The following is a 24672-nucleotide window of genomic DNA, read 5'->3' as shown; positions in this document are numbered from 1 at the left end:
TCAGCCGCTTCTACAATTGGAGTATGGACGTTCCAGCAGTTCCAGTTCTTTTCCCCGGGCACTCCGCCCCTGAGTCGGCGGCCCGTCGTCGTTTCCGTGCCTTGGCCCGGTCCGCCCCATGGCTGAGCACCTCCTTGCAGTTCCAGGTCCAGGTCCCGGAGCATTACGCCCAACCGGACGAAGGCCTGGAAGGCCAGCTGACCGCCATCCTCCGCCAGCGAGAAGCCATAGCCGTGCGCTCGGCCGAGGGACAACTGGTGTACCAAAAGGAGAAGTTCACCGCAGACCGGAGCCGAGGCTACGTCGCAGCCACCAATTCCTCATGGAAACTGCCGGCCTCACTGACCTCCCCGGTTTATACCTCAGACCACCTGATCTTGCGCCGCCCACAAATTTCCGGCTTCAATGGGTTGCTGCCCCTGGAGCATTGGGAACCTATGCTCGATCCGGTGGAACTTGCCGGCACCGAGCCTGCCGCCCATGACCTCGCTTTCGACCACCCCACCTACATTCACGAACTCGCAGAAATCACCCATGGCAACCGGCCTGCTCTAGCCGCCGTTCTCACTGCGGGGCACAACTACCAGCCCGCGCTGGCCAGCTGCCCGCTCGTTCCCGCCGGGACACGAACCCTCGTGGTACTGGATCTGGCAACAGGCGTCTGCCTGAGCCGCCGGGTGCTCTCCGCCCAGCCAGGGACGCCTGCAGCCCCGGAGCTGTCGCTTCAGGTCCTGGCCCAGAACGAGTACTACATCGATTCCTTGTTCACCGCCCCAGCTCCCACGCTTACCGACGTGCGGGCGCCGATTCCGTGGGAGCTGCGCAGCGAGCGCCAATCCTAGGACAAGGTGGGCGAATCGAGCAGGTTGGTGACTAGCGCGGCGATAGCAGAGCGCTCGGAACGGGTCAGGGTCACATGCCCGAAGAGGGCATGTCCCTTGAGCTGTTCCACGACCGCGGCGACACCGTCGTAGCGGCCTACATGCAAGTTATCGCGCTGTGCCACGTCATGGGTGAGCACCACCTTGGAATTCTGCCCGATGCGCGATAGCACCGTGAGCAGAACATTGCGTTCCAGCGACTGGGCTTCATCAACAATGACGAAGGAATCATGCAGCGAACGCCCGCGGATGTGGGTCAGCGGCAGGACTTCAAGCATCCCGCGTTCGACCACTTCATCAATGGCATTCTTCGACACGATCGAGCCGAGGGTATCGAAGACCGCTTGGGCCCAAGGTCCCATCTTTTCTCCCTCGGAGCCCGGCAGGTAGCCTAGTTCCTGGCCGCCCACGGCATAGAGCGGACGGAACACGGTGATCTTGCGGTGTTCCCTGCGTTCAAGCACTGCTTCCATTCCGGCGCACAGGGCCAACGCCGATTTACCGGTTCCGGCGTTGCCGCCTAAGGAGACGATGCCCACGGATGGATCCATCAGCAGGTCCAAGGCGATGCGCTGCTCTGCACTGCGTCCATGCAATCCGAAGGCCTGCTGGTCGCCGCGCACCAGTTTCAAGGTGTTCGCATCGACCTTGCGGCCCAGGGCGCTTCCGCGCGGGGATGTGATGACGAACCCGGTGTTGATCGGTTCATCGGCGACCGCAGGGTGGTTCAGAAGCTGTTCATGTTCGTAGAGCTTGGCCATGGTCTCTTCGCCCAGTTCCAGCTGCTGTATGCCGGTCCACCCGGTCGAGGCGATCAGCTCATTGCGGTATACCTCGGCATGGATGCCCATGGCAGAGGCCTTGATGCGCATCGGCAGGTCCTTGGTGACCAGCGCAACGTCGAGGCCAGCATCCAGCAGGTGCTTGGCGACAGCCAGGATGCGTGAATCGTTATCGCCTGAGCGCATGCCTACCGGCAGGACTTCCGGGGCGATGTTGTTCAGTTCAATGCGCAGTGTTCCACCAGTTTTGGACACGGGCACCGCTTGGGCTAATCCCCCATGGCTGGCAATCAGCTCGTCCAGCACACGCAAGGCATGGCGTGCGAAGAAGCCCAGATCAGGATCCTTGCGCTTATGTTCCAGCTCGGTGACGACAGTCAGCGGGATCACGACATGGTGCTCATCGAAGTGGAACATGGCTTTCGGGTCAGAAAGCAAGACCGAAGTATCAATGACGTAGGTTCGTACACCCTGTTCGGCTGTTCGTGTCATGGCAGCGCACCCATTCTCGAATCCGGCGTGGGGACTCTCCCCACGCGTAAGTGGGGAATCCCGACACCGGATGTCCAAGGCGATTCCGGCAATTGCTCCGGCTGGCGCTGCATTTGGTCATCTAGTGAGGAACCCTTCGATCAGCTGGGTCTTGTTGCCCCGGCCTTATGATCACCATAGACCTTGAAGCGCTACCTGGGGACTACGTTCAGGTAACGATTAGCTGAACAGCTGAGCCGGGTGCACGATTCGGGGCTCAGGTGCCGAAGCGGCGCTGGCGATCAGCGAAGTCGCGCAGCGCACGCAGGAAATCCACGCGGCGGAAATCCGGCCACAATGCCTCGCAGAAGTAGAACTCCGAGTACGCGCTTTGCCAGGTCAAGAAGCCGGAGAGACGCTGTTCCCCGCTGGTGCGGATCACCAAATCCGGGTCTGGCTGGCCCTTGGTGTACAGTGCCGATTCGATGTCTTCAGTGGACAGTCCGGCGGCAAGTTCCTCGACCGTGCGTCCATCCTCGGCGGCCTTGCAAAGCAGTGACTTGAAAGCATCAAGGATTTCACGGCGTCCGCCGTAGCCGATGGCCACATTCACATGAACGCCGGTGCGGTTGGCGGTAACGGTTTCCAGCGCGGCAAGCTTCTGCGCCAGGTCTTCAGGCAGCAGGTCCTTGGCTCCCACCTGCTGGACCTTGACCCGGTTGGTCTCTCCCAGACGGTCCAGGGTCGTGCCGATGACTTCCAAGAGGTCGCGCAACTCGCTGGCTTCTCGATTGAGGTTGTCGGTGGAGAGCATGTACAAGGTAACCATCTGGATGTTCAGGTCCTCGCACCAATCGAGGAACTCCAGGATCTTGTCCGCACCGGCCTGGTGGCCTGCCATGGTCGGGGTGCCGGCCAGCTTGGCCCACCGGCGGTTGCCATCGACCATCACGCCAATATGGTGCGGAAGCTTGTCGGCAGGGAGGGACTTCGCCAAGCGCCGTTCGTAGTAACGGTACGCAAGGTTCGGAAGCTGCACCTTGTCCCTGCCTTTCGATAGATTCCAAAAACTCTAGGTTCTAAATCTACCGCTATTTATCGCCCAGCATGCGTATCTGCCCGCTTCACCGCGTCCACGATGGACACATTCTGCCGGGCTCAGGCACCCTTTCCGGAAGCGAACAACGAGAACAATCCGTCCATCCCGGCTACAGGCATCTGGCAAAGCTCTTCGCGGCAAGGCTGGATCTGGACGGTCTGGGCCGCACCAGGTAGCGACGGATCGTGGCGCACATTCAATCCGAGGCTCAACGCCACCGAACGCACGCGCTTGGCTTCTGCCGAATCCCACTGCGACAGCGCAAGATACTGGACCGGGCTGGAAACTATGCACTGCACTTCCAAGGCGGTCGCTACCTGTGTTGGCGCGTCGCTGGCCAAGGCCAGGGCGTGGGCAGAAAGTACGCGGGCGCTTTCCAAGTCCGCCGCATCCGCCTCGGTGTAGTCTCCCGCCGCCATGGACTGCAGGGCATGCATCGCCAGCGCCTTGGCGTAGAGCGCACCCGAGGCCGGCAGCGCATCATCAAGCACCGTGACGGCAGTAATATTGCTGCGCTGGGCTGCGATGCGCGCATCGGCTTGGACCGCGTCACGCGGCACCCCGGTTTCCGGGTCTACGAAGTCGGCAGCGCGTCCCAGCAAGTCGCTGGCACGCTCGGCCCACTGCTTGTGCCCGCTGGCTTGGCCCAACGCCAAGAATCCCAGGGCCAGGGCGGCATAGTCCTGCAAGGTGCCTTCATTGCCGTGCTCAGCACGATTGGCGAAGCTCACGCGGGCCAGCCGTCCGGCTTTTTCGTCCCACTGCATCGTCCACACCGAGGTTGCTGCCTTCTCGGCGAGCGCCAAGGCTTCTGGCTGGTCCAGGAGCAGCGCGGCTTCAGACAAGGCCTCGATGGCCAGCCCGTTCCAACCGGCGATCACCTTCTCATCGCGGACAGGCATAATTCGCGAGCGGCGCAGGGTGCGCATTGCATCTCGCAGTTCATGGAGAACACCGATTTCGTTCGTTTCAGGAACCCTCAACAGCGAGAAGCAGAAGTTCTGCGGGTCCTCGGCCACAGGCGCGAAACGCAACAGCCCCTTGGGCAGCCGCTGAATCAAGGGGTCAGAGACCAGTGCGATTTCCTCGCGGCTAAAGGTGTAGTACGCGCCCTCGATCTGGTGGCCATCACGGGATGAATCGGCATCCAGGGAAGCCGCGAAAGCTGGAGCGGCCGAAGATGCGGTGAGCAGTTCCTCGCTGAGGAAGTTGATAATGCCTTGGGCACTGCGCTGGGCGAGCCCGGCGAGATTCTGCGCGCGCTGGGCTATCTCCCCTTCGGACTTGCGGGCGAATTCTGCCGCCAGGACACTGGTGCGAGCCGCCAGTGAAAGCAGACCGGCATTGTCGTAGAGCATCTTCTCGAAGTGCGGGACCGACCAGTTCTCATCAACGCAATAACGGGCGAAACCGCCATCAACATGATCCTGCAGGCCGCCAAGGAACATCGCTTCGAGATGGGTGGCCGCTGCGGCGAAGGCCTCGGCGGCGCGGTCAGGGGTGGTGACCACTGCACGCCACAGTGTCTTCAGAGCCCAGGTCGGCGGGAATTTAGGTGCCGGGGTGAAGCCGCCTTCCGGCTTGGTGGCGGCAACCCATCGATCAAGTGCTGCGCCGAAGGCCTGCTCTGCTGGTTGCTGCGACTGCAGCGACAACAGCGAGCTCTGGCGGCTTCCGAGTTCTGCCAAATGCGCGGCGAGCATCTGGGCCTGCTCTTCCAGCGAAGCGCGCTTGGTTTCCCAGGCCTCGTGGACGGCGTTGAGCACCTGGCGGAAGCTCGGGGTCTTGCCACGGGGTGTCTTCGGATAGTGCGTGCCGGCATGCACGGTACGCCCGTCAGGAAGGGCAAAAATCGTCATCGGCCAACCACCGGCACCGGTGAGCGCCTGGGTAGCCAGCATGTAGGTGTCGTCCACGAGCGGATGCTCTTCGCGGTCCACCTTGATAGCTACGAAGTTTTCGTTCAGCAGCGCCGCGATTTCAGGATCGTCGAAAGACTCGTGGCTCATCACGTGGCACCAATGGCAGGCAGCATAGCCGATGGAAAGCATGACCGGTACGTCGCGCAACCGGGCCTGTTCGAAGGCTTCGTCCCCATAGGGGAACCAGTCGACAAGTTGGTGCGAATGCTGTCTGAGGTATTGGCTGGATGAGCCAGCGAGTCGTTGAGCCACGCAATCATGCTATCGCGCAGCTCACAAAGCGCCTACTGCTGTTCGTCGGTCTTCGGGTCGTGCGGCTCTTCGGATTCCTGAAGCTTGCGCTCTTCTCCCTTGGCCACCATTTCCTGCTGCTTTGCCTCGGCTTCCGAGGTGTAGCGCACGCGGCGAACTCGACGGACCATGTCGCGAATCAGGAAGATCACGGCAACCACCAAGGCTGCGGTGAAAATGAATCCAAGGAATCCTGGACCGTATTCGCTGCTGGTCTCCGTACCGACACCAAGGGTCGAGGAAGTCAGAGCCAGGGATTCGAAGATCGTGTTCACGATGTAAAGACAACTCTTTTCTAGTACTGGAAAGCGCTTAGTACTATCTTAGTCCGGCAAACAGGTCGGTCTCGGGCAACTCGGTAGCTACCTTGGAGGAAATCAGCGTGTAGTCTTCCCACGGCCAGTGCTCCGCGTAGACGTGTTCCGGTACGGCGAAGAAGAAACCTTCCGGGTCGATCTGGGTTCTGTGGGCCAGCAACGCCTGATCGCGTTGCGAGAAGAAATCCGCGCAGTTGATCTGGGTTGTCGTGGTGTGTGGGGAAACCCACTTGAACATCTGGTTTTCCTCGTCCGCTTCCCACAGTGCAACGCGCTCGGTGTAGGGGGACTCGTAACCTGCTTCCAGCATCGCGTAGTGCAAGGTGCGGAAACGATCTGGTGCGAATGCACGGTCGTAGTACAACTTGCTCACCGACCACGGCGCACCCAGTTCCGGGTACATCTGCGGATTAGCCGCGTGCTCAAAGGCAAAGGTTGAAACCTTATGGCAGTGGATGTGGTCCGGGTGGGGGTATCCGCCGTTTTCGTCATAGGTCGTGATGACGTGGGGTCGGAATTCACGGATCAGCTTGATGATGCCGGCAGCAGCGATTTCAACTGGCTGCAAGGCGAAGGCGCCAAAGGGCAGCTCCGGCAGCGGATCCCCTTCCGGCAAGCCGGAGTCCACATAGCCCAGCCAGCGGTGCTTGACGCCCAGCACTGCGGCTGCCTCAGCCATTTCGGTGCGCCGGACGCCCGCGAGGTCGCGGTGCGCATGGGCGAGTTCGCCGGCGGCGGCGTTGAGGATATCCCCGCGCTCACCGCCGGTGCAGGAAACGACCATCACTTCTGCGCCAGCATCAACATAGGCAGCCATCGTTGCAGCACCCTTTGAAGATTCGTCGTCCGGGTGCGCGTGAATAGCCATGAGCCGCAGACCCTGCGAAGGAGCAATTTTCTTCACGTCGTGAATCTCCACTTATCTTCTTTCCTTATGCCACGTTTTTGGACGGCCCGAAGCTTCGAATCTGTCCGTCATCCATAACAACTCACAGCCGACCACCGGTTATTCCCCCATGCTGAAAGACGGTAAACTTGAGTAAGGAACCAACGTACGGCATTCCCAGTTCAAATGCCGCCAGGCAAGAGAGTGGTGCAAGGCAAATAATGTCTGATCCAAGCTTAACGGCTCGCTACAACAACCCCAAGAAACGCAGTCTTCCCAGGAAAACGCGTAACTGGCTAATTGCTGCCGCGCTCTCGGTCGGCGTTGCGGGGGCCGCCTATGTCGGCTTCAACAACTACAGCGCCATCAGCGCGCAGGACATCGAGTTCGAGGTCATTTCCGCAACCAAGGCCAAGGCCATCGTCGCAGTCGAATACAACACCAAGCACCGTGTGCAGTGCGATATTCGTGCGATGAACGAATCCAAGGCCATCGTCGGATACGACTCCATTTTGCTTGATCCTGGAGAAGCTACCGGGCACATCACCCAGCGCCTGGAGATCGACCTGCACACCGACAACCTGGCGACCACCGCTGGCGTGGAGTCCTGCTACGAGGTTCCGCAGGAATACAAGGGTTAATATTTCAGCTTCTTCATCCCCTAATAGCTGAATCTATTGGGCTTAAATCGTTTTGGCGACTACTATCGTTGAAAAGATACGTTTCGCCCCGCATCGGCGCATGGTTCTAGCTGAGTACTAGGACATGAGCCTGGCGGGGTCTTTGCTTGCATCGCCCATAACGTGCGAGCCCTCAGATCCGTACCGAATCCGACTTCGTCGACGCCACCGTTTCGGTGGCTTTCGGCTTTAGGACCACTTATCGGTCCCAAGGCCAAGCGAAGTCCTAACTGACCAAAGGAAGTACAACGTGAGCACCAACAGCAACGAACCTGTCGTTTGGCTGACTCAGGAAGCCTACGATCGGCTCCAGGACGAACTGACTTTCCTCTCAGGCCCGGGACGTGCCGAGATCGTTGCCCGTATCGAGCAGGCACGTTCGGAAGGTGACCTGAAGGAGAACGGCGGTTACCACGCCGCCCGTGAAGAGCAGGGCAAGGCCGAAGCGCGCATCCTCTACCTGAAGGATCTGCTGCGCCGCGCCGATGTAGGCGATGCTCCTGCCGATGACGGTGTTGTTGAGCCAGGCATGCTGGTTGTCGCCAATATCGCGGGCGACGAGACCACCTTCCTGTTCGGCTCCCGCGAAGTTGCCGGCGACACCGACCTCGAGGTCTACTCCGAGCAGTCCCCTATTGGCGTTGCCGTGCACGGCGCAAAGGTCGGCGACAAGCTGTCGTACTTGGCTCCAAACGGCCGCGACATCAAGGTTGAGATCATCTCTGCAAAGCCTTACCAGTCCTAGCAACTAGGCTGCAATGCAAAGTCCGAAGGCCGCCAACCCATCTGGGTTGGCGGCCTTCGGACTTTGCTGCTTATGCGCTAGGCGACTGAACCGCCGGCAGTATTGGTGATCTGCGGGTCGAAGCCTTCGGCGCGCAGGTTATTGAGCACCGTCTTGGAATGCTCATGGCCCTTGGTTTCCAGGTCGATGGTGATCGCGACATCGCCCATGGACAGCGAACCACCGATACGGGTGTGGTCCAGACGGGTGACATTCGCATCCGATTCGGCGATGATGTTGGAGATCTGCGCGAGCGAGCCGGGGCGGTCTGGAAGCATCATGCGTATGGTCAAGAAGCGGCCGGCCGCTGACAGGCCACGCTGGATCACCTTGAGCATCAGCAGCGGATCGATGTTGCCGCCAGAAAGGATTACCGCGGTGGTTGCCGGATTGATCCCGTGCGCTTCCAGCTTGTTCTCCAGCAGTGCCGCGACGCCCACCGCACCGGCTGGTTCCACCACGAGCTTGTTTCGCTCCAGGAGCACCACCAGAGCTCGTGCGAGCGTATCTTCCGATACCGTCACCACGTCATCAACTAATTCCTTGATGATCGCGAAAGGCAGCTGCCCTGGCTTGCCTACAGCGATGCCGTCGGCAATGGTGTGCACGTTATCCAGCGGGACCAACGCGTCAGCGGCCAGGGATGGCGGGTAGGCCGCGGCGTTCTCCGCCTGGACACCCACCACCTTGATCTCGCGGCCCAGTTCGCGGGCCTTGGCCTTCAGCGCAATGGCGACGCCGGCCAGCAGTCCACCGCCGCCAACACCCATCAGCACGGTGTCCACCTCAGGAAGCTGTTCGAGCAGTTCCAAGCCGATGGTGCCTTGGCCGGCAATGATGTCCGGGTGGTCGAAAGGATGCACGAAGACTGCCCCGGACTCGTCGGCAAAACGCTGCGCCTCGGCCAGCGCTTCATCCACGGTGTCACCGAAAAGCACGACTTCTGCACCATGATCACGCGTCGCGGTCAGTTTCGGCAAGGCGACGCCCCGGGGCATGTAGATGCGCGCCTTGATTCCGAGGTGGCTGGCGGCCTGGGCAACGCCCTGCGCGTGGTTGCCTGCCGACGCGGCGACCACGCCTCGGGCCTTCTCGTCGTCGCTGAGCTTGGACATGCGTACATAGGCACCGCGGACCTTGAAGGATCCAGCGCGCTGCATATTCTCGCATTTGAGGAAAACTTCGGCGCCAACATGCTGGGACAAAACACGGGAATGCTCCACCGGGGTGCGGGCAATAACCGGTTTGAGTACTTCAGCGGCGGCTTCGATATCAGCCAGCGTAACCGGCAAAGTAGGTTCGGTGCTCATGGATTATTCCTCATCTGCTGTGGACTCAGGGTGCCGGGTTTCCGGCGAAGCTGTTGGTGCGGCGGCAGGTCCTGCAGCTGCAGCCGGCGGGTCGGCCTTCGCTGGGTCGCTCGCCTTGGGGCTCTGCGCCACTACTTGGTTTCCGTAGTGCTCAATCACGAATTGGTCGGTTTCCCAGGTTCGGCCCGACAGGTATTTCACGACCGCGTTGACCACCGCCAGCAGCGGTACGGCGAATAGCGCACCCGGAATGCCTGCAAGCATGGTGCCGCCGGCTACTGACAAGACCACTGCCAGCGGGTGCAGGCTCACTGCCTTGCCCATAATCAGTGGCTGCAGGATGTTGGACTCCGCCTGCTGGACCAGCAGCACTACGGCCAGCATGATCAATGCGTTGACCCAGCCATTGGCTACCAACGCGAGCAAAACTGCCAGGGCACCGGTAAACAGTGCACCGACGATCGGGATGAAGGAGCCGATGAAGACCAGGACGCCCAATGGCATGGCAAGTGGTACGCCCAGGAAGAATGCACCGAATCCGATGCCGATGGCGTCGATCAGCGCAACGATCATCTGGACTCGCACATAGGTGACCAGCGAGGCCCAGCCCCGGGTCAAGGCTCCGTCCATCGCCGGGCGGGCGCGGCGCGGCAAGAGGTTCACCAGGAACAAACCGATCTTGCGCCCGTCAAGCAGCAGGAATATCAAGGCGAAGACGGCCAGCAATGTGCCTGTCAGGATCTGCCCGATCGCGGAGGTCCAGCTGATTGCTTCACTCAGGATGTTGGTGGCATTGCCGCGAAGCTGGACGAGGGTATCGTCCAGCACCTTCTGCAGGTCGTCGTTGGTCAGCTTGAGCGGGCCATTGAACAGCCAGTCCTGGACCTGCTCGATGCCCGAAAGCGCTTGGGTCCACAAGGCGGTAAAACCGGCCGAAAGTTTTTGCCCTGCTACCGATAGCCCTGCGGTGACCAGCGCAAGGAAGCCGATGAGAGTAATGCCGACGGCCAACCCGCGAGGTACAGCAAGCTTGGAGTTCATCGTATTCACAACCGGTGAGAGCAGCCCTGCTAGCAGCGCTGCGATGAAAACCGGGATGACCAGCAAGGAGACTTTTGACAGCGCCCAGACCAGCACGCCCAAGGCTGCGACGATGATCAGGAAACGCCAAGCCCACGCTGCTGCCATGCGCATGGCATACGGCATATCCTCGGCGCTTTTGAAATCCGTCAGATCTGGCCCTGGTGTGGCAGGAGTTTCCGCCGGCTGACTCGGAAGTGAAACACGAAAACGGCGTAGACGTTCCAACCGGCTCTTCTTCATGGAACCACGCTATCGCGTTTGCCAGACAGCTTCTTGATCCATGTCTCAATTGTGACAAAAACCAAGGACCAGTGCCCGATATGGGCACTGGTCCTAGAAATCTAATTCAATATGTTTATTTGCCCTTGCCGGGGTAACCAGATTGCACAGGCTGCCTCTTATTGCTCACGCCAACTTGAAAACACGGCTCATCAGGCGCTTCGCACATGCTATCTCCGGCGGCGCATGACCGCTTCAAGGACCCTCTCCTCAGCTTCTTCACCGGGCTTGATGCCCGCGGGTACCTTGAAGAAGAAAATTGCCCCCAGTGCCCACCAAATGGCGAAGATGGCCCACGGTTCCCAGCTCAGCGAGGCCGGCATGCCGGGCATGTAGAGGCTGAAGAGCGCAGCGGTGAGCAGGACTGAAGTCCAGCCGATGATAGTCCCAGCAATTCCGTTGCCGCCAACGCGCAGCGGACGATCCATCATGGGTTCGCGCTTGCGCAGCACAAGGAAGGTTACCGAGACCAGGAAGTAGGCCACGATGATGCTTGGCGCCCCCGAATCCACGAGCCACCCCAGCATTTCAGCGCCGAAGAATGGGGCTAGCATGGAGATTCCGCCGATGAAGACCAGGGCGTTGGCTGGAGTGCGGTATTCGGGATGCAATGTGCCAAACCAGGAAGGAAGCATGCCGCTTCGGGCCAGCGAGTAGACCAGTCTGGAGGCTCCCAGCAGTAGAGAGTTCCATGAGGTCAAGATGCCGGCGATGCCACCGGCAATCAGCACCTTGGCCATCAGCTCCGAACCGAACATGGCCCCGAAGGCATCCGCCGTTGCAATGTCAGCTCCGGCCAGTTGAGCAGCTGGCATCGCTGACGCTGTGGTCAGGACAACCATGACGTACCAGATGGTGGCCAAGACTACGGAGACGACTACGAGCTTGCCAATTTGCTTGGCCGGAATATTCACTTCTTCCGCGGACTGCGGAATCACGTCGAAACCGATGAACAGGAATGGCACCGCCACCAGCACGGCGAAGAAGCCGCTGGTTCCTGGGGTGAAGAACGGTTCCATGTTCTTGGCTTCGCCGCCGGCAAAGGCTCCCACGATCATCAAGACGCCGATAACCATCAGGAAGAGCACCACGAAGGTCTGCAATACGCCAGCTTGCTTCACGCCGCGGATGTTGATCCAGGTGATCACCACCGCTGAAAGCACGCCTACCAACGCCCAGGTCAGGTTTACTTCAAAACCGGCAACAGTCCACAGGGGGATCTGGCTCATGCCCGGGAAGATGTATTCCACGGTTCGTGGCAAAGCAACCGCCTCGAAAGCCACAATCGTGACATAGCCGCCGGTAATTGCCCACGATCCGATAAAGGAAGGCCGGGCGCCCAGGGCGCGCAGGATGAAGTTATGCTCGCCACCGGCTTTGGGCATGGCCGCGGTCAGTTCGGCATAGGTCAGGCCAACGACGGCCATGATGCCACCGCCAACGAGCATGGCCAGTACCGCCCCCATGGTGCCGGCGTTATCCAGCCACCCACCGGTCAGCACTACCCAGCCGAAGCCGATCATGGCACCGAACCCTAGGGCCAGGGCATCCAAGTTGCCCAGGGATTTCACCAAGCCCGGCGGCTTTCCTGATGTTTGATCGACTCTCATTGCGTTCTTTCTGCCAAATCTGCTGTGAGTTGAGTAACTGAATAGCTACAGGAGAATCTAACCAAAGTTTCGCATGAGCGCCCAATCAGCTGTCATTTTCCATGGCATAGGCGGTTGCAGTCGATCATAAAAATTCATATTTGAACAGGCGATTAACGCACAAGGACCAGTGCCCGAAATGGGCACTGGTCCTTGCGAGCTATGCTATTGCGGCTAGTCGTCGCCACGCAGGATCGCGAGAATACGCAGGATCTCGGTGTACAGCCAGATCAGGGTCATGGTCAGGCCGAAGGCGCCGCGCCATGCCATGATGGCTGGAGCACCCTGGTCGGACAATTCCTCGATCATGGTGAAGTCGGCAACCAGTGCGTAGGTTGCCAGCAGAACGGCAACTACACCGATAACCAAGCCGAGCACTCCGCCGCGCATGCCGAACATGCCATCGATGACGCCGGTGAGCATCAGAACCATGTTGAGCAGCGAGAAGACGATCAGGCCGACCATGCCGATCATGAACATCTTGTTCAGCTTGGGAGTCATGCGGTACTTGCCCGAGCGGTACAGCGCCAAGGTTACGCCGGCAACACACAGGGTAGCCAGCACAGCCTGGATAGCGATTCCCTCAAGGCCCGGCCGGCTTTCAAGGAAGCCGGAGAGACCACCAAGGAACAGGCCCTGGGCCGCGGCATACAGCAGGATGAGCACAGGCGATGGGCGCTTCTTGAAAGCGTTAACCAGACCGAGGACAAAGCCAACCAAGGCACCTGGCAACATGAGGGCCGGCATGCCCCAGCCAATCGCGGCGCCAACAACAACCAAGGCCAGGCAGAGCACGGTCTTGTTGATCGTGGTTCCGATGGTCATGCGGCCGGTGTCGGCGCTGGTTGCAGCAGGCTGCTGGTACATCTGCTGCAGCTGGTCTGCGCTCATATTTGCGGTGTCACGGAATCCAACAGCACTTCCAGGCTTGGTTCCCCAAGCATCAGAGCGGCTGCTGGAACCAAAAATTGGATTGCCCAATGTCATTCCCCCATAGATTGCGATTGCGCCGGCACGTGGCTAGCTGAAGATCTTTTGCTTAATCCTATTGAGCATTGCTGTGAAATCACTCAGTCGGAAGGATGATATAGGGCATTTTTCCGAAGAAAAACTACTCTGTCAGCGATATTCTTGAAAGTTCTACCATCAAGGTTGCCTTGGCAGCCGATTTTGGTGGAATGCACGATGCCTGAGGTTGAACGATGGATGCGCTCCCACTTTTGGCAAAAGAAAAGCCCACTGCTGACCGGAAAATCCGGAACAGCAACGGCTTTATTCTGTACCCCCAGTGGGACTCGAACCCACAAGCCTTTCGGCAGCTGATTTTAAGTCAGCCGTGTATGCCAATTCCACCATAGGGGCAGGACTCTCAAATTTTACGTGATCGGCAAAGCAAATAGAAAATCCTTCTTTGCTGACGTACGCGAGGGGCCAATTGCTTGGCCCCTCGCATCATCGTCGACCAACTACGGCTCAAGCCTACTTCTTCGGCTTGGCCGACTCTTCGAAAGCAGTGCGTGGTGCTTCGAGGTTGTTCAGCTGCAGGGCATCGCGCTTGAAGACCAGTGCAACCAGCCAGTCGCCAACGACGCGGAACTTGCGCTCGAAGGTCGGCATGGCCATGCCGTGGTAGCCGCGGTGTGCCATCCATGCTGGCCAGCCCTTGAGCTTGATGCCAACAACCTTGGCAACGCCCTTGTTGCGGCCGAAGCCGGCAACTGCGCCCAGGTTGGAGTGCTTGTATTCCTTGATGGTGCCAACACCGTAGCGCGCAGCGTACAGGTTCTTGGCCAACAGCTTGGCCTGGCGCACTGCGTGCTGTGCGTTGGGAACGCAGGTGCCGTCCGGCAGGCCGCCGGTGACGTCCTTGACTGCCGAGATATCGCCGGCCGCCCAGGCGCCTTCCAGAGGTTCGCCGTTGGCATCCTTGATACGAAGGTCCGTGCGGGTCTCGATGCGGCCGCGCTGCTCGATTGGGAAATCGGTGGAGCGAACCATCGGGTTGGCCATGACGCCAGCAGTCCAGATCAAGGTGTCGGAACCGAACTCGCCCGCTGGGGACTTGTCGGCCATGTTGATCAGTTCCAGGTTGCCTTCTTCGGCATTGTTCAGCGAAGTGTTCAGCAAGACCTCGATGCCGCGGCTGCGCAGGTGATCGACAACCCACTCCGCCTGCTCGGCGGTGACTTCTGGCATGATGCGGCCCATGGCCTCGATCAGGACGAAGCGTGCTTCCTTCGCATCGATGCGGTCGTTGAGACCGATCAAGTGACGGGCCATGTCTTCCAGCTCGGCGATGGTCTCGATGCCGGCGAAGCCGCCGCCGACGACCACGAAGGTCAGGGCGCGCTTGCGTGCAACTGGATCAGTCATGTTCGAAGCGGACTCGATGCGCTCGGCAACCTTGTTGCGCAGGGCGACAGCCTCTTCGATGGTCTTCAGGCCAATGCCGGTTTCAGCCAGGCCAGCGATGGGGAAGGTACGGGTGACCGCACCAGCGGACATCACGACATCGGTGTATTCCAGCTCGAACTGCTCGCCGTTGACCGGAGCAATGACAGCCTTCTTGTTGGCATGGTCGATGCTCAGCACGCGGCCGTTGACCAGCTCGGAGTGCTTCAGGTGCTGACGGTGCGAGACCACAACGTGGCGTGGTTCAATCTGGCCACCGGCAACTTCTGGCAGGAATGGCTGGTAAGTCATGTACGGGTTCGGGTCGACAACGGTGACGATGCCGCCGTGTGCCTTGACCTTCTTCTGCAACTTCATCGCGACGTACAGGCCTACGTAGCCACCGCCGACGATAAGAATGCGCGGACGCTTCTGGGAGGTTTCGATGATCGACATACTGTTGATTCTACGCGGATTTTTCGAGTTAGTGAAAACATTCACTAACTATTTCCGTTCGGTGTGTCACGTCGTCGCCAGGCATGGGCGTTTCCGACTGCCGAGGTTCGCACCAACCTGTCGAATTAAGCATCGGAAGGCGCGAAAAAGCGGGGTGGATCTTCAGTTTCCACCCCGCTTTGTCCGCTATTTACTTCTCTTCTTCGGGAATCTCGTCGAACAGATCCCGGCCGCCAGCTTGATCCGGGACTTTCAATGAACTCAAGGAAGCCGAACCAAGCCGCGCCGCAGCCTTCTCGCGTCGACGACGCACCAGGGTCTGGGCGATGCCTGCAATGATCACCAGCAGCAAGAGCACTCCCCCGCCGACGATCAGCAACGGCTGAAGCGCCGGTGCCGAGTCATCGGGAAGAACCGGATCTGGCGCCGCGACCTGCTTGAGGTCCGATTTCTCCATCGAGACGCCCGGAGCTGGGGTATCAGCAGTCTTCTGGGTGTCGCGGCGGTGCACGCGAATCCACTCGCTGATCGTGCCCAGCGGGTTCTCGGATACCGAGGGGACGCTCGCCGTCACTGCCGCCTGCGCATCGATGATTCCGTAGCCGTAGAGGTTGTCCACGCCGGCTGTGCCGGTGTCCTTGGCGGTCTTCAGGATGCGGTTGATGACCTCAGGAGCTTTCATGTTCGGGTATTCCGAACGAATCAATGCGGCCACGCCCGCCACCAAAGGAGCCGCGCCGGAGGTACCGGACCAGCGCGCGTAGCCGTCATCTGGCAAGCCGCCGACCAACTGCTCGGCAGGGGCCGCAACGCCGATGGAAATGCCTTCGGTCGAGGAATCCTGCGAAGCCTTGCCGCTGGCATCAACGCCGGCCACGGTCAGCACTCCCGGAATGGTGGCCGGGGCGCCCACCTGGCTCATGCCGCCCGAACGGTTGCCTGCAGCGGCAACAATAACCACGTCATGGTCTTCTGCGTACTTGAAGGCGTCATCCCAGCTTTCCGGCCATGCCGGGCTGGTTGAACCGAGAGACATGTTGATGACCTTGGCCCCGGAATCCACGGCCCATTTCACGGCACGGGGGATCTGGGTTTCCACTGGAATCTTCGCCGGGTTGCCTTCGCCCATCCACAGCGACACAGACAGCAGGTCTGCTGCCGGAGCGACGCCGAGCACGCCGTCCTTGCCGCTCTTCAGCTTTGGCACCTTTTCGTACTCAGGTTCCTGGGGAATGTCCTCGTCTTCGTCTTCGGCGGTCTTCTTGGCCTTTTCCCACGCGGCCTTCAAGCGCTCGTTCTCGGATTTAACCCGCTTGATTTCGCCCTTGTTGTTGCCGCGCCCGCCGAGCAAGGTAGCCACCAAGGTGCCGTGCTCGCTCATGACGCCTATGGGCTTGTTGCCCTTGTCTCCGCCTGAGCCGGACATATCAGCACCGCCAACCACGGCACCCTTCAAGTCTGGATGCGCGGTATCAATGCCGGTATCAATGATCGCGACTTTGACGCCTTCGCCCTTTGTCGTCTTGTGCGCTTCGGCCACGCCCAACGACTTGAGCCAGTATTCGGACTCACGCATGTTGTCAGCGCGGGCAGGTACGCCCACGCTGAGCAGGGTGAAGGCCAACAGCGCTGCGACAAGCAGAGAGCCGAGCTTGAGGAAGCCCATTCTTTTCCTGGCACGCAAAGCTGAGCTCAAGACATCTCCTTGGGTCGGTGACTGGGTGACAGGTTCAGGCGGCGGCAGCTGAAGCCGCGATTCCGTCGAGAATATCGTGTTCGGAAGCAATCAGAACCATTTCGCGGTTCCCGCTGGCCTTTTCAAGGTAATGAAGGATGCGTTGCACAATGGCTGCGCCAGCTTGGATCACATCAACTCGTCCCGGATGCATGAAGCCCAGTGCCGCGCGCTCTTCCCGGCTGTAGGAAAGCATGCTGGCGGTGGCTTGGCGCATCTGGGCGAAGCTCAGCTGCGCCCCATGGATCTTTTCCGACTCGTACTGCTTCAATCCCAGGGCCTGGGCGGTGAGCGTCGTGAAAGTGCCTGCAACCATGATCACCGCGTCGACCTGCGCAACGTCAACCGATCCGGCCAAGGATTCCAAGGTGCTGTCCATGAATTCCAAGGCCTGGTCCGAACGCAATCCCGCTTGGTGGAACCGTTCGGTAACGCGCACACACCCCATGTCCAGGCTCTTGGCTGCCAACGGGCCGGTGGCATCACCGAGAACGAATTCAGTGGATCCACCACCGAGGTCGATCACCAGGCTCTTGCCGCTTTGCCCGTCCCGAACCGAAGCCGCACCGGCAAAGGACAGGGAGGCTTCTTCTTCACCGCTGATCACTTCCGGGGCAACGCCCAGGATCTTGGTGATCCGCTCGGTGAAGACCTCGCGATTCGATGCATCGCGGGCCGCCGAGGTCGCTGCGAAACGGATGGCTTCCACCCCATGCTCATCGCACAGCTTCTTGTACTCGCGAGCAGCTTCAAAGGTGCGCTCCAAGGCCTCGGGAGCGAAAGCTCCGGTAGCGTCAACGCCCTGGCCCAAGCGCACGATGCGCATGGTGCGCAGCACGTCGATCAGCTGGCCATCGGCCCCGATGTCCGCGATCAGCAGACGGATGGAGTTGGTTCCGCAGTCAATACCGGCCACGCGCATTAGGCATCATCCTGGTCAGCGCCCTGTGCGGATTCACGCACGGCACGCTTCCGGGCGCGTTCTGCGCGCTTGGCCGCTGGGTCCTGCTGTTCCTGGGTCTTCACGTGGCGCGAGCGGTCACGGCTCGGGGCCTCGGATTCGGTATCCCAAGCACCCACGCAGTAGCACTTGTCCTTGGACCACCACTGGGCAATCCCAGCCAGCGCTTCATCACCCAGCGGATTCACGCCCTCGCCGGCAGCCAGCGAGTGCCCTACCAGCACGTGCAAGCACTTGACGCGGGTCGGCATGCCGCCAGCGGAGACACCAGCGATTTCCGGAACGGCCCCGGTCCCCGAGCGCTGGCCAATCGCATCGCGGTTGGCCAGGTACGACTCGTGGGCATCGATATATGCCTGCGCCAGCTGCGCGTCCTCGCCCAGGCGGTCATTCATCTCGTTCATCAACCCGGCAGCTTCCAACCGCGACACTGCCGCAGTGATCACCGGGTGCGCCAGGTAGTAGGTGGTGGGGAAGGGAATACCCGAGGAAAGGCGCGGTGCCGTGGTGGCTACCAGAGGGTTTCCGCAAACGCAGCGCGCACCGATCTCCACCACATCGCGCACCGGGCGGTTCAGCTGGCGGGACAGGGTGTCGAGGTCAGCTTCGCTGGGTACTCGTCCGGCGGCGTCAAGGGCTTCGCGGATTGGCTGTTCAGTCACGGTTATAAGTCTCTTCGTGTTTAAAGTGGTTAGTCAGTGGCAGAACGTCGAACGGAGTCGAGCAGAGCATCAACCCATGGAAGTTCCTGGCGCACCTCGAAGGTGCTTCCGTTGCCGTCGGCGGGCGTCTCTTCATCCTTAGGGCGTTCACCCACCACCATGTAGAGCTTTTCACCAGGCATTACCAAGTTTATCCGCTCGCGTGCTTGCTGCTTGATGTACAGCGGGTCATCCCAGCGCGCGATCTCTGCCTTGAGGTCATCGCGCTGCGTCTCCAGCGCTTCGATCGAGGCATTCAGCTCATTCAGCTCCGCCATCTGCGTGCGGTAGAAATTCACCGTGGGCACGAGCATCACTGCGAAGAAGGCCAGGACCACGATCAAGGCGGCGATACGGCCGGAAAACCGGTGCGCAGCAACGGGTTCGCCCTCGGGGACGTGGTTCTGGCCAGACGGCTTCTGCCCCGGCTTGCGGCGTACGGCAGCAGAGAACTTCACCCGGTCATCGCGTCGGCGTTCGTTCTGCTTTTCCTTGGCACGTTCGCGCAGCGGCACCTTCGGCTTCGGCGCGTAATTTCCTGCAAATTTTTCCGGCTCACGTGACGCATCTGACGCTGGGCGTGCCGTCGATTTCGGCTGTGCTGCAACGCTTCTGGGCTTCTGCGCAGCGGGAGCGGCCTTCGGTGGGCGCGGCGTTGCAGGAGTTTGCCTGGCCTGCGCTTGTGGCCTGACGATGCGCAGAGCGTCGGTAGGCGGTTCAGCTTCGGAACCTGCGCCGTCATGTTTCGTCTGGTCAACCGGGGTTATTACGGCTTCTTCGGCCGGATCCGGAGTATTACGGCGAGGCATTCGCGGTGGTCGCTGAGCCATACTCCCCCAATTCCCGTGGTGCTTTTCTTGCGGTGTTGCCGTGGACTTGGCAAGATAATTCCATTAAATAACGAAAAGCCCGCCGGTATCCACTACCGACGAGCTTATTCGCTATTACTGAAAATTAGCTGTTGAAACGCGGGAACGCGCTACGGCCAGCGTAGACCGCCGAGGCGCCCAGGTCTTCTTCGATACGCAGCAGCTGGTTGTACTTGGCTACGCGCTCGGAGCGAGCTGGTGCACCGGTCTTGATCTGCCCGGCGTTGGTTGCCACGCAGATGTCAGCGATGGTGACATCTTCGGTTTCACCCGAACGGTGCGAGGTGATGGTGGTGTACCCGGCACGCTGCGCCATGGTCACTGCATCGATGGTTTCGGTCAGGGTGCCGATCTGGTTGACCTTCACCAGCAGCGAGTTGGCGGTGCCCTTGGCGATGCCGTCGGCCAGGCGCTGCGGGTTGGTGACGAACAGGTCGTCGCCTACCAGCTGCACCTTGTCGCCAATGGCGTCGGTCAGGGTCTTCCAGCCATCCCAGTCGTCTTCATCCAGTGGATCCTCGATCGAAACCAATGGGAAGTCGGCAACCAGGCCAGCGTAGTAGTCGCTCATTTCCTGGGCAGAGAGCGCCTTGCCCTCGAACTGGTAAGCGCCGTTCTCGTAGAACTCGGAGGAAGCGACATCCAGCGCCAGGGCGATGTCTTCGCCCGGGGTGTAGCCAGCGCGCTTGATCGCTTCGGTGATCAGTTCCAGAGCCGCGCGGTTGCTTGGCAGGTTCGGAGCGAAGCCGCCCTCGTCGCCCAGGCCGGTGGAGAGGTTCTTCTCCTTCAGCACGGACTTGAGGTTGTGGTAGACCTCGACGCCCCAGCGCAGGCCCTCGGAGAAGGTCGGCGCGCCGAGCGGGGCGATCATGAATTCCTGGATGTCCACGTCGGAGTCGGCGTGGGAGCCGCCGTTGAGGATGTTCATCAGTGGCACTGGCAGTACGTGCGCGTTAGGGCCGCCCAGGTACTTGAACAGTGGCAGGTTGGCGCTCACTGCAGCGGCGTTGGCCACTGCCAGGGAGACGCCGAGGATGGCGTTTGCACCCAGCTTGGACTTGTTGGCAGTGCCGTCCAGTTCAATCATGGTGGCATCGATGGCGCGCTGGTCGGTGGCGTCAAGGCCCTCCAGCTCGTCGGCGATTTCGTCGATGACGGACTCTACAGCACCCAGTACGCCCTTGCCGAGGTACCGGTCTTTGTCGCCGTCGCGACGCTCAGCTGCTTCGAAAGCGCCGGTGGATGCACCGGAAGGAACAGCAGCACGGCCATGCGAGCCGTCGGATAGCAGGACCTCGACCTCGACGGTCGGATTGCCGCGGGAATCAAGGATTTCGCGCGCGTGAATGGCGTCAATCAATGCCATGAGTATGGACTCCTTGTAGAAAAGGGGTGGTCTTGGGGCAGGTCAACCAGCGGTCGCTGATAAGACCGTCGGCGCCATTGCCTGTCTCTAGCCTAGCGCTTCGAAGGTGATTTGGGCGATGTTGTTGCGCCAGTTTCCGCGCCGTATTGCTGGCCCAGGGCCGCGCGCAGCACCGATTCGGCATCCAGGCCCAGCTCCTCGGCCCTCGCTGACAGGGCCATTAATTCCTTGGCCAGGGAGAACTCGTCGACGATTCGCTCACGAACCTGCTCGGTGACAAGCCCGGCCGCGGGCTGTGCCGATCCTGCTCTGGCATGGCGATCAAGCAATTTCTGCGCGAGCGCCAGGGACGGCAGCCCAGCGGGCAGTCCCGCGTTCTTCCGCTTCTTCGGCTGGCCGGCGCGTTCGGCCTGCTTCGCCGCATCCCACACGCGGATAATCTCATCCACATCCGTGATGACGTCCTGGCGGACCTGGCCCTGCTCGTCGAAAATATGCCGGTTGCGGCGCAATAGCTTCGCATTCAGCGTTTCGGCGACATCTTCCAGGCCGAAATGGTCTTGCTCCTCGGCGATCAGCGAATGCAGCAGGATCTGGAAGAACAAGTCCCCCAGCTCCTCCTTCAACAGATCCGGGTTCCGTTCAGCGATGGCGTCCAGCACCTCATAGCTTTCCTCAATGAGGTAGGTGCGCAGCGACTCGTGAGTCAGCGCGCCAGTCCAGGCGCATCTGCTGCGAAGGGTCCGTACGGTGGCGTTGAGCTGGTCTAGCTGCGTTCTGTTCTCCGGCATAGGAACATGCTATCGAAGCGGGCTTTCAGCCTGCGGCCAAGGAGCTGCCCATTGCTGCCCATTCGGGCTAGCATGGCCGTAGTTCATCCCGACGACGCGAAGGATTGCCAATGACCGTCCAAGACACCGCCCAGCTGGAATTCCTGGATCAGCTTCCAGCCAAACTCTTCATCGGCGGCCAGTGGGTTGAGGGGCGCTCCGAGCGCATCATGCGCACTGCCAACCCTTTTGATGACTCGCTCCTGGCCGAGATCCGCCAGGCCTCGACCCAAGACGTCGACGACGCCTATGGCGCTGCCGCCGCTGCGCAGCCAGGCTGGGCGGCGCTCTCCCCCGGCAAGCGCTCGAAGGTCCTGAACCAGGCCGCCGACTACCTGCAGTCGAACTTCGAGGGCATCCTGGCGCTGTTGACCGCCGAGTCCGGTTCCACGCAGTTGAAGGCGAACATCGAACTGGGCGGCACCATCGCTGCCATCCGCGAAGCAGCCACCTTCCCCACCCGCGTGCACGGCAAGATCCTGCCCTCCAATGCCGAGGGCAAGGAGAACCGGGTCTACCGCGAACCGGTCGGCGTGGTGGGCGTCATCAGCCCGTGGAACTTCCCGCTGCTGCTGTCGGCCCGGTCCGTAGCGCCCGCCCTGGCCCTGGGCAATGCGGTGGTGCTCAAACCCGCCTCGGATACCCCGCTGGTGGGAGCCTTGGTCCTGGCCAAGGCTTTCGCCGAGGCTGGCCTGCCAGATGGCGTGCTGAACGCAGTGGTTGGGTCCGGTTCGGAAATCGGCGATTACTTCGTGGCGCATCGGACCCCGTCGCTGGTTTCGTTCACCGGTTCGACTCCGGTGGGCAAGAACGTCGGGAAAATCGCGGTCAGCGGCGAGCACATGAAACGCGTGGCGCTGGAGCTTGGCGGCAACGCGCCATTCGTCGTGCTCGAAGACGCTGACCTTGACGAAGCAGCCAAGGCCGCGACCCTGGGCAAGTTCTTGCACCAGGGGCAGATCTGCATGGCCATCAACCGCATCATCGTCCAGGCTCCGGTCTACGAGGCCTTCATCGAGAAGTTCATCGAGCAGGTCGGCAAGCTCGGCTATGGCGATGCCGCCGATCCAGCCAACCTCGTGGGACCGATCATCAATGATGCGCAGTTGGCGTCGGTGAGCGGCAAGATCAAGACCGCACGTGGCCAGGGCGCCCGCGAAGTCCTGGCAGGTTCGATCACAGGCCGTGTGGTCTCTCCCCACGTCTTCGCAGATGTCACCAGCGGCATGGAACTGTTCCGCGAGGAGATCTTCGGCCCGGTCGTGGGCATCGCCAAGGCCGACTCCGAAGAGCATGCGCTGGAACTGGCCAACGACACCGAATTCGGCTTGTCCTCGGCCGTTTTCACGCAAAACCTGGAGAAGGGCGTCGCCTTTGCCCGCGGCATCAAGGCCGGGATGACTCACGTCAATGACATCACCGTCAATGATGAACCGCATGTGATGTTCGGCGGCGAGAAGAATTCGGGTCTGGGCCGTTTCAACGGCGAGTGGGCTATCGAGGAATTCACCACCGATCACTGGGTCGGCGTGCAGTCCACCAAGAAGCAGTACCCGTTCTAGGAACCACCTGCCCTTGGAACCAGCGAAGCCGCCCCTTGCTTGGGCAAGGGGCGGCTTCGGTGGTTGCCTGGCGGCTGGGTCCTGGAACTAGTCGGCGACGTTTTCGTATTCGTCTTCTTCGTAGTCCTCGTCATCCAGCAGGTTGTCGTAGTAGTCGTTGATGTACTCAACGAGCAGCTCGCGCATTTCCAGCGGGACGAAAGCAGCTTCGGCGGCGTTCAGCGTCAGATCCAGCAGATCTTCCAAGTCGTAGTCGAAGGCTTCTACCAGCAATTCGAACTCATCGGACAAGGAGGTGCCGGACATCAGGCGGTTATCCGGCGAGATGGTGACATTGAAACCGGTCTGGACCAGCAGGTCGATCGGGTGGTTCCCGATGCCTTCGCCGAATTTGGAGGTAGCACCGGTCTGCAGGTTCGAGGACGGGCAGACTTCCAGCGGGATGCCGCGTTCGCGGACCCAGTTCGCTACCGGGCCCAGCGATACCAGGCCGGTATCGTCGCTGAGTTCTTCGCCGTTCTCGTCGATAGCTCCGAACTCGATCTCGATGTCCTCGGCTACGCGGACTCCGTGGCCCAGGCGCTGGGCGCGGCCGATCAGGATGGCTTCCTTGATGGAATCCAGGCCGGCTGCTTCGCCAGCGTGCACGGTGGTTGGGAAGAGATTCTCGGCCAGCAGGTCGAAAGCTTCCTTCATCACCGAGGGCGGGAAGCCATCTTCAGCACCGGCGATATCGAAACCGACGACGCCACGACCACGGTGGCGCAGGGCCAGCTTGGCGATTTCCACGCCTTGGTCGCTGTGGCGCATGGCGGTAACGATCTGGCCGATCTGCATCGGGTGGCCCTCGGCGTTGAGCTGCTCGCAGGCCTGGTCCAGGCCTTCCTGGATGGCGTCGACGACGTCGTCCAGGCTCAAGCCTTCGCGGCGGTGCTGCTCTGGTGCATAGCGGACTTCGCCGTAGATGACACCGTCTTCAGCGAGGTCCTCTACGAATTCGCGGGCAACGCGGATCAGCGCATCTCGGGTCTGCATGACCGCGACGGTGTGCTCGAAGGTTTCCAGGTAGCGTGGCAGCGAGCCGGAGTCGGCTGATTCACGGAACCATTCGCCCAAAGCTTCTGCTTCGGTCTCTGGCAGCTCGTGTCCAATCTCGGCGGCCAGCTCGATGATCGTCTGAGGGCGCAAACCACCGTCGAGGTGGTCATGGAGCGAAACTTTAGGCAGATCCCGGAAATCGAATTCGGGATCGTAGTCAGTATGAATCATTTCTTCAGTCACACCACTGAGCCTAGTCGCATTTTCGTGGAACTGACAGCTCCAACGGGTAAAGATCTGCGAGCCACTATGTGACCCTGATCAATACG

Annotated in this window: 21 protein-coding genes and 1 tRNA gene; 4 read left to right on the top strand and 18 right to left on the bottom strand. The window is 60.7% G+C overall.

Annotated features, from left to right (window positions below):
• The first annotated feature begins 23 nt into the window (after nt 1-23).
• Entirely contained in the window at nt 24-842 is an 819-nt protein-coding gene (locus ACIOTL_RS10550) for a hypothetical protein (protein ID WP_400342548.1), read from the top strand.
• On the opposite strand, the gene ACIOTL_RS10545 is transcribed toward ACIOTL_RS10550, so the two are convergent.
• From ACIOTL_RS10545 to mca, 5 genes are all read right to left on the bottom strand, one after another.
• Nucleotides 839-2155 (bottom strand): PhoH family protein, encoded by a 1317-nt coding sequence (locus ACIOTL_RS10545; protein WP_105657452.1) that lies wholly within the window; start codon nt 2153-2155, stop codon nt 839-841. The genes ACIOTL_RS10550 and ACIOTL_RS10545 overlap by 4 nt on opposite strands.
• Before the next feature lie 256 nt (nt 2156-2411).
• A complete protein-coding gene (locus ACIOTL_RS10540; RefSeq protein ID WP_105661709.1) occupies nt 2412-3173 on the bottom strand; it encodes an isoprenyl transferase in 762 nt (253 codons plus the stop codon).
• 119 nt (nt 3174-3292) lie between these two features.
• Nucleotides 3293-5407 carry a thioredoxin domain-containing protein gene (locus tag ACIOTL_RS10535; RefSeq protein ID WP_400342546.1) on the bottom strand — a complete coding sequence of 705 codons (2115 nt, stop codon included), beginning with the start codon at nt 5405-5407 and terminating at the stop codon, nt 3293-3295.
• Between the two features lie 32 nt (nt 5408-5439).
• The gene (locus tag ACIOTL_RS10530) at nt 5440-5721 is read right to left on the bottom strand and encodes a hypothetical protein (RefSeq protein ID WP_105657449.1); all 282 of its coding nucleotides are present in this window, start codon (nt 5719-5721) and stop codon (nt 5440-5442) included.
• Nucleotides 5722-5764: 43 nt separating this feature from the next.
• On the bottom strand, nt 5765-6631 hold the full coding sequence (mca, locus tag ACIOTL_RS10525) for a mycothiol conjugate amidase Mca (RefSeq protein WP_105657493.1): 867 nt from the start codon (nt 6629-6631) through the stop codon (nt 5765-5767).
• A 239-nt stretch (nt 6632-6870) separates the two neighbouring features.
• On the opposite strand from mca, the gene ACIOTL_RS10520 reads away from it, so the two are divergent.
• Together ACIOTL_RS10520 and greA are read left to right on the top strand one after the other, a co-directional pair.
• Complete coding sequence (locus ACIOTL_RS10520; RefSeq protein WP_133833085.1) at nt 6871-7290, top strand: DUF4307 domain-containing protein; 420 nt, start codon at nt 6871-6873, stop codon at nt 7288-7290.
• Nucleotides 7291-7579: 289 nt separating this feature from the next.
• Complete coding sequence (gene greA / locus ACIOTL_RS10515; protein ID WP_105657447.1) at nt 7580-8074, top strand: transcription elongation factor GreA; 495 nt, start codon at nt 7580-7582, stop codon at nt 8072-8074.
• Nucleotides 8075-8151: 77 nt separating this feature from the next.
• Here greA and ilvA read toward each other — a convergent pair whose 3' ends face one another.
• The 12 genes from ilvA to ACIOTL_RS10455 form a co-directional block, all read right to left on the bottom strand.
• Nucleotides 8152-9423, bottom strand: a complete 1272-nt coding sequence (gene ilvA, locus ACIOTL_RS10510) for a threonine ammonia-lyase (protein WP_105657446.1) — start codon at nt 9421-9423, stop codon at nt 8152-8154.
• A 3-nt stretch (nt 9424-9426) separates the two neighbouring features.
• Entirely contained in the window at nt 9427-10617 is a 1191-nt protein-coding gene (locus ACIOTL_RS10505) for an AI-2E family transporter (protein ID WP_286134180.1), read from the bottom strand.
• Between the two features lie 338 nt (nt 10618-10955).
• Nucleotides 10956-12395 carry an APC family permease gene (locus ACIOTL_RS10500; RefSeq protein ID WP_400342544.1) on the bottom strand — a complete coding sequence of 480 codons (1440 nt, stop codon included), beginning with the start codon at nt 12393-12395 and terminating at the stop codon, nt 10956-10958.
• A gap of 213 nt (nt 12396-12608) precedes the next feature.
• On the bottom strand, nt 12609-13325 hold the full coding sequence (locus ACIOTL_RS10495) for a Bax inhibitor-1/YccA family protein (protein ID WP_332489193.1): 717 nt from the start codon (nt 13323-13325) through the stop codon (nt 12609-12611).
• A 389-nt stretch (nt 13326-13714) separates the two neighbouring features.
• Nucleotides 13715-13796, bottom strand: a tRNA-Leu gene (locus tag ACIOTL_RS10490).
• Between the two features lie 117 nt (nt 13797-13913).
• On the bottom strand, nt 13914-15281 hold the full coding sequence (locus tag ACIOTL_RS10485) for an NAD(P)/FAD-dependent oxidoreductase (RefSeq protein ID WP_105657442.1): 1368 nt from the start codon (nt 15279-15281) through the stop codon (nt 13914-13916).
• 190 nt (nt 15282-15471) lie between these two features.
• Nucleotides 15472-16977, bottom strand: a complete 1506-nt coding sequence (locus ACIOTL_RS10480) for a S8 family serine peptidase (protein ID WP_105657441.1) — start codon at nt 16975-16977, stop codon at nt 15472-15474.
• 34 nt (nt 16978-17011) lie between these two features.
• Entirely contained in the window at nt 17012-17938 is a 927-nt protein-coding gene (locus ACIOTL_RS10475) for an exopolyphosphatase (RefSeq protein ID WP_400290112.1), read from the bottom strand.
• On the bottom strand, nt 17938-18639 hold the full coding sequence (locus ACIOTL_RS10470; protein WP_400342542.1) for a DUF501 domain-containing protein: 702 nt from the start codon (nt 18637-18639) through the stop codon (nt 17938-17940). The genes ACIOTL_RS10475 and ACIOTL_RS10470 overlap by 1 nt, the downstream gene beginning before the upstream one ends.
• 29 nt (nt 18640-18668) lie before the next feature.
• Nucleotides 18669-19508: a septum formation initiator family protein gene (locus tag ACIOTL_RS10465; RefSeq protein WP_400342541.1), complete on the bottom strand. Its 840-nt coding sequence runs from the start codon at nt 19506-19508 to the stop codon at nt 18669-18671.
• A gap of 124 nt (nt 19509-19632) precedes the next feature.
• Nucleotides 19633-20913 (bottom strand): phosphopyruvate hydratase, encoded by a 1281-nt coding sequence (gene eno, locus ACIOTL_RS10460; protein WP_105661703.1) that lies wholly within the window; start codon nt 20911-20913, stop codon nt 19633-19635.
• Nucleotides 20914-21005: 92 nt separating this feature from the next.
• Nucleotides 21006-21704 carry a MazG nucleotide pyrophosphohydrolase domain-containing protein gene (locus tag ACIOTL_RS10455; protein ID WP_105661702.1) on the bottom strand — a complete coding sequence of 233 codons (699 nt, stop codon included), beginning with the start codon at nt 21702-21704 and terminating at the stop codon, nt 21006-21008.
• Nucleotides 21705-21814: 110 nt separating this feature from the next.
• On the opposite strand from ACIOTL_RS10455, the gene ACIOTL_RS10450 reads away from it, so the two are divergent.
• Complete coding sequence (locus ACIOTL_RS10450; protein ID WP_400342539.1) at nt 21815-23305, top strand: aldehyde dehydrogenase family protein; 1491 nt, start codon at nt 21815-21817, stop codon at nt 23303-23305.
• 87 nt (nt 23306-23392) lie between these two features.
• Here the strand turns inward: ACIOTL_RS10450 and ACIOTL_RS10445 are convergent, their stop codons facing one another.
• Entirely contained in the window at nt 23393-24574 is a 1182-nt protein-coding gene (locus ACIOTL_RS10445; protein WP_400342889.1) for an adenosine deaminase, read from the bottom strand.
• Nucleotides 24575-24672: the final 98 nt, after the last annotated feature.

The sequence above is a fragment of the Glutamicibacter sp. NPDC087673 genome (genome assembly GCF_044743255.1).
Taxonomy (GTDB): Bacteria; Actinomycetota; Actinomycetes; order Actinomycetales; family Micrococcaceae; genus Glutamicibacter.
The sequence above is the reverse complement of the archived record's forward strand: the minus strand, read 5'-3'. Positions and strand labels throughout refer to the sequence as shown.

Coding starts and splice junctions, on each gene's coding strand:
- ACIOTL_RS10550 (WP_400342548.1), top strand. CDS start 24: ATGGACGTTCCAGCAGTTCCAGTTCTTTTCCCCGGGCACTCCGCCCCT.
- ACIOTL_RS10545 (WP_105657452.1), bottom strand. CDS start 2,155: ATGACACGAACAGCCGAACAGGGTGTACGAACCTACGTCATTGATACT.
- mca (WP_105657493.1), bottom strand. CDS start 6,631: ATGGCTATTCACGCGCACCCGGACGACGAATCTTCAAAGGGTGCTGCA.
- ACIOTL_RS10520 (WP_133833085.1), top strand. CDS start 6,871: ATGTCTGATCCAAGCTTAACGGCTCGCTACAACAACCCCAAGAAACGC.
- ilvA (WP_105657446.1), bottom strand. CDS start 9,423: ATGAGCACCGAACCTACTTTGCCGGTTACGCTGGCTGATATCGAAGCC.
- ACIOTL_RS10505 (WP_286134180.1), bottom strand. CDS start 10,617: ATGCGCATGGCAGCAGCGTGGGCTTGGCGTTTCCTGATCATCGTCGCA.
- ACIOTL_RS10500 (WP_400342544.1), bottom strand. CDS start 12,395: ATGAGAGTCGATCAAACATCAGGAAAGCCGCCGGGCTTGGTGAAATCC.
- ACIOTL_RS10495 (WP_332489193.1), bottom strand. CDS start 13,325: ATGAGCGCAGACCAGCTGCAGCAGATGTACCAGCAGCCTGCTGCAACC.
- ACIOTL_RS10485 (WP_105657442.1), bottom strand. CDS start 15,281: ATGTCGATCATCGAAACCTCCCAGAAGCGTCCGCGCATTCTTATCGTC.
- ACIOTL_RS10475 (WP_400290112.1), bottom strand. CDS start 17,938: ATGCGCGTGGCCGGTATTGACTGCGGAACCAACTCCATCCGTCTGCTG.
- ACIOTL_RS10465 (WP_400342541.1), bottom strand. CDS start 19,508: ATGGCTCAGCGACCACCGCGAATGCCTCGCCGTAATACTCCGGATCCG.
- eno (WP_105661703.1), bottom strand. CDS start 20,913: ATGGCATTGATTGACGCCATTCACGCGCGCGAAATCCTTGATTCCCGC.
- ACIOTL_RS10455 (WP_105661702.1), bottom strand. CDS start 21,704: ATGCCGGAGAACAGAACGCAGCTAGACCAGCTCAACGCCACCGTACGG.
- ACIOTL_RS10450 (WP_400342539.1), top strand. CDS start 21,815: ATGACCGTCCAAGACACCGCCCAGCTGGAATTCCTGGATCAGCTTCCA.
- ACIOTL_RS10445 (WP_400342889.1), bottom strand. CDS start 24,574: ATGATTCATACTGACTACGATCCCGAATTCGATTTCCGGGATCTGCCT.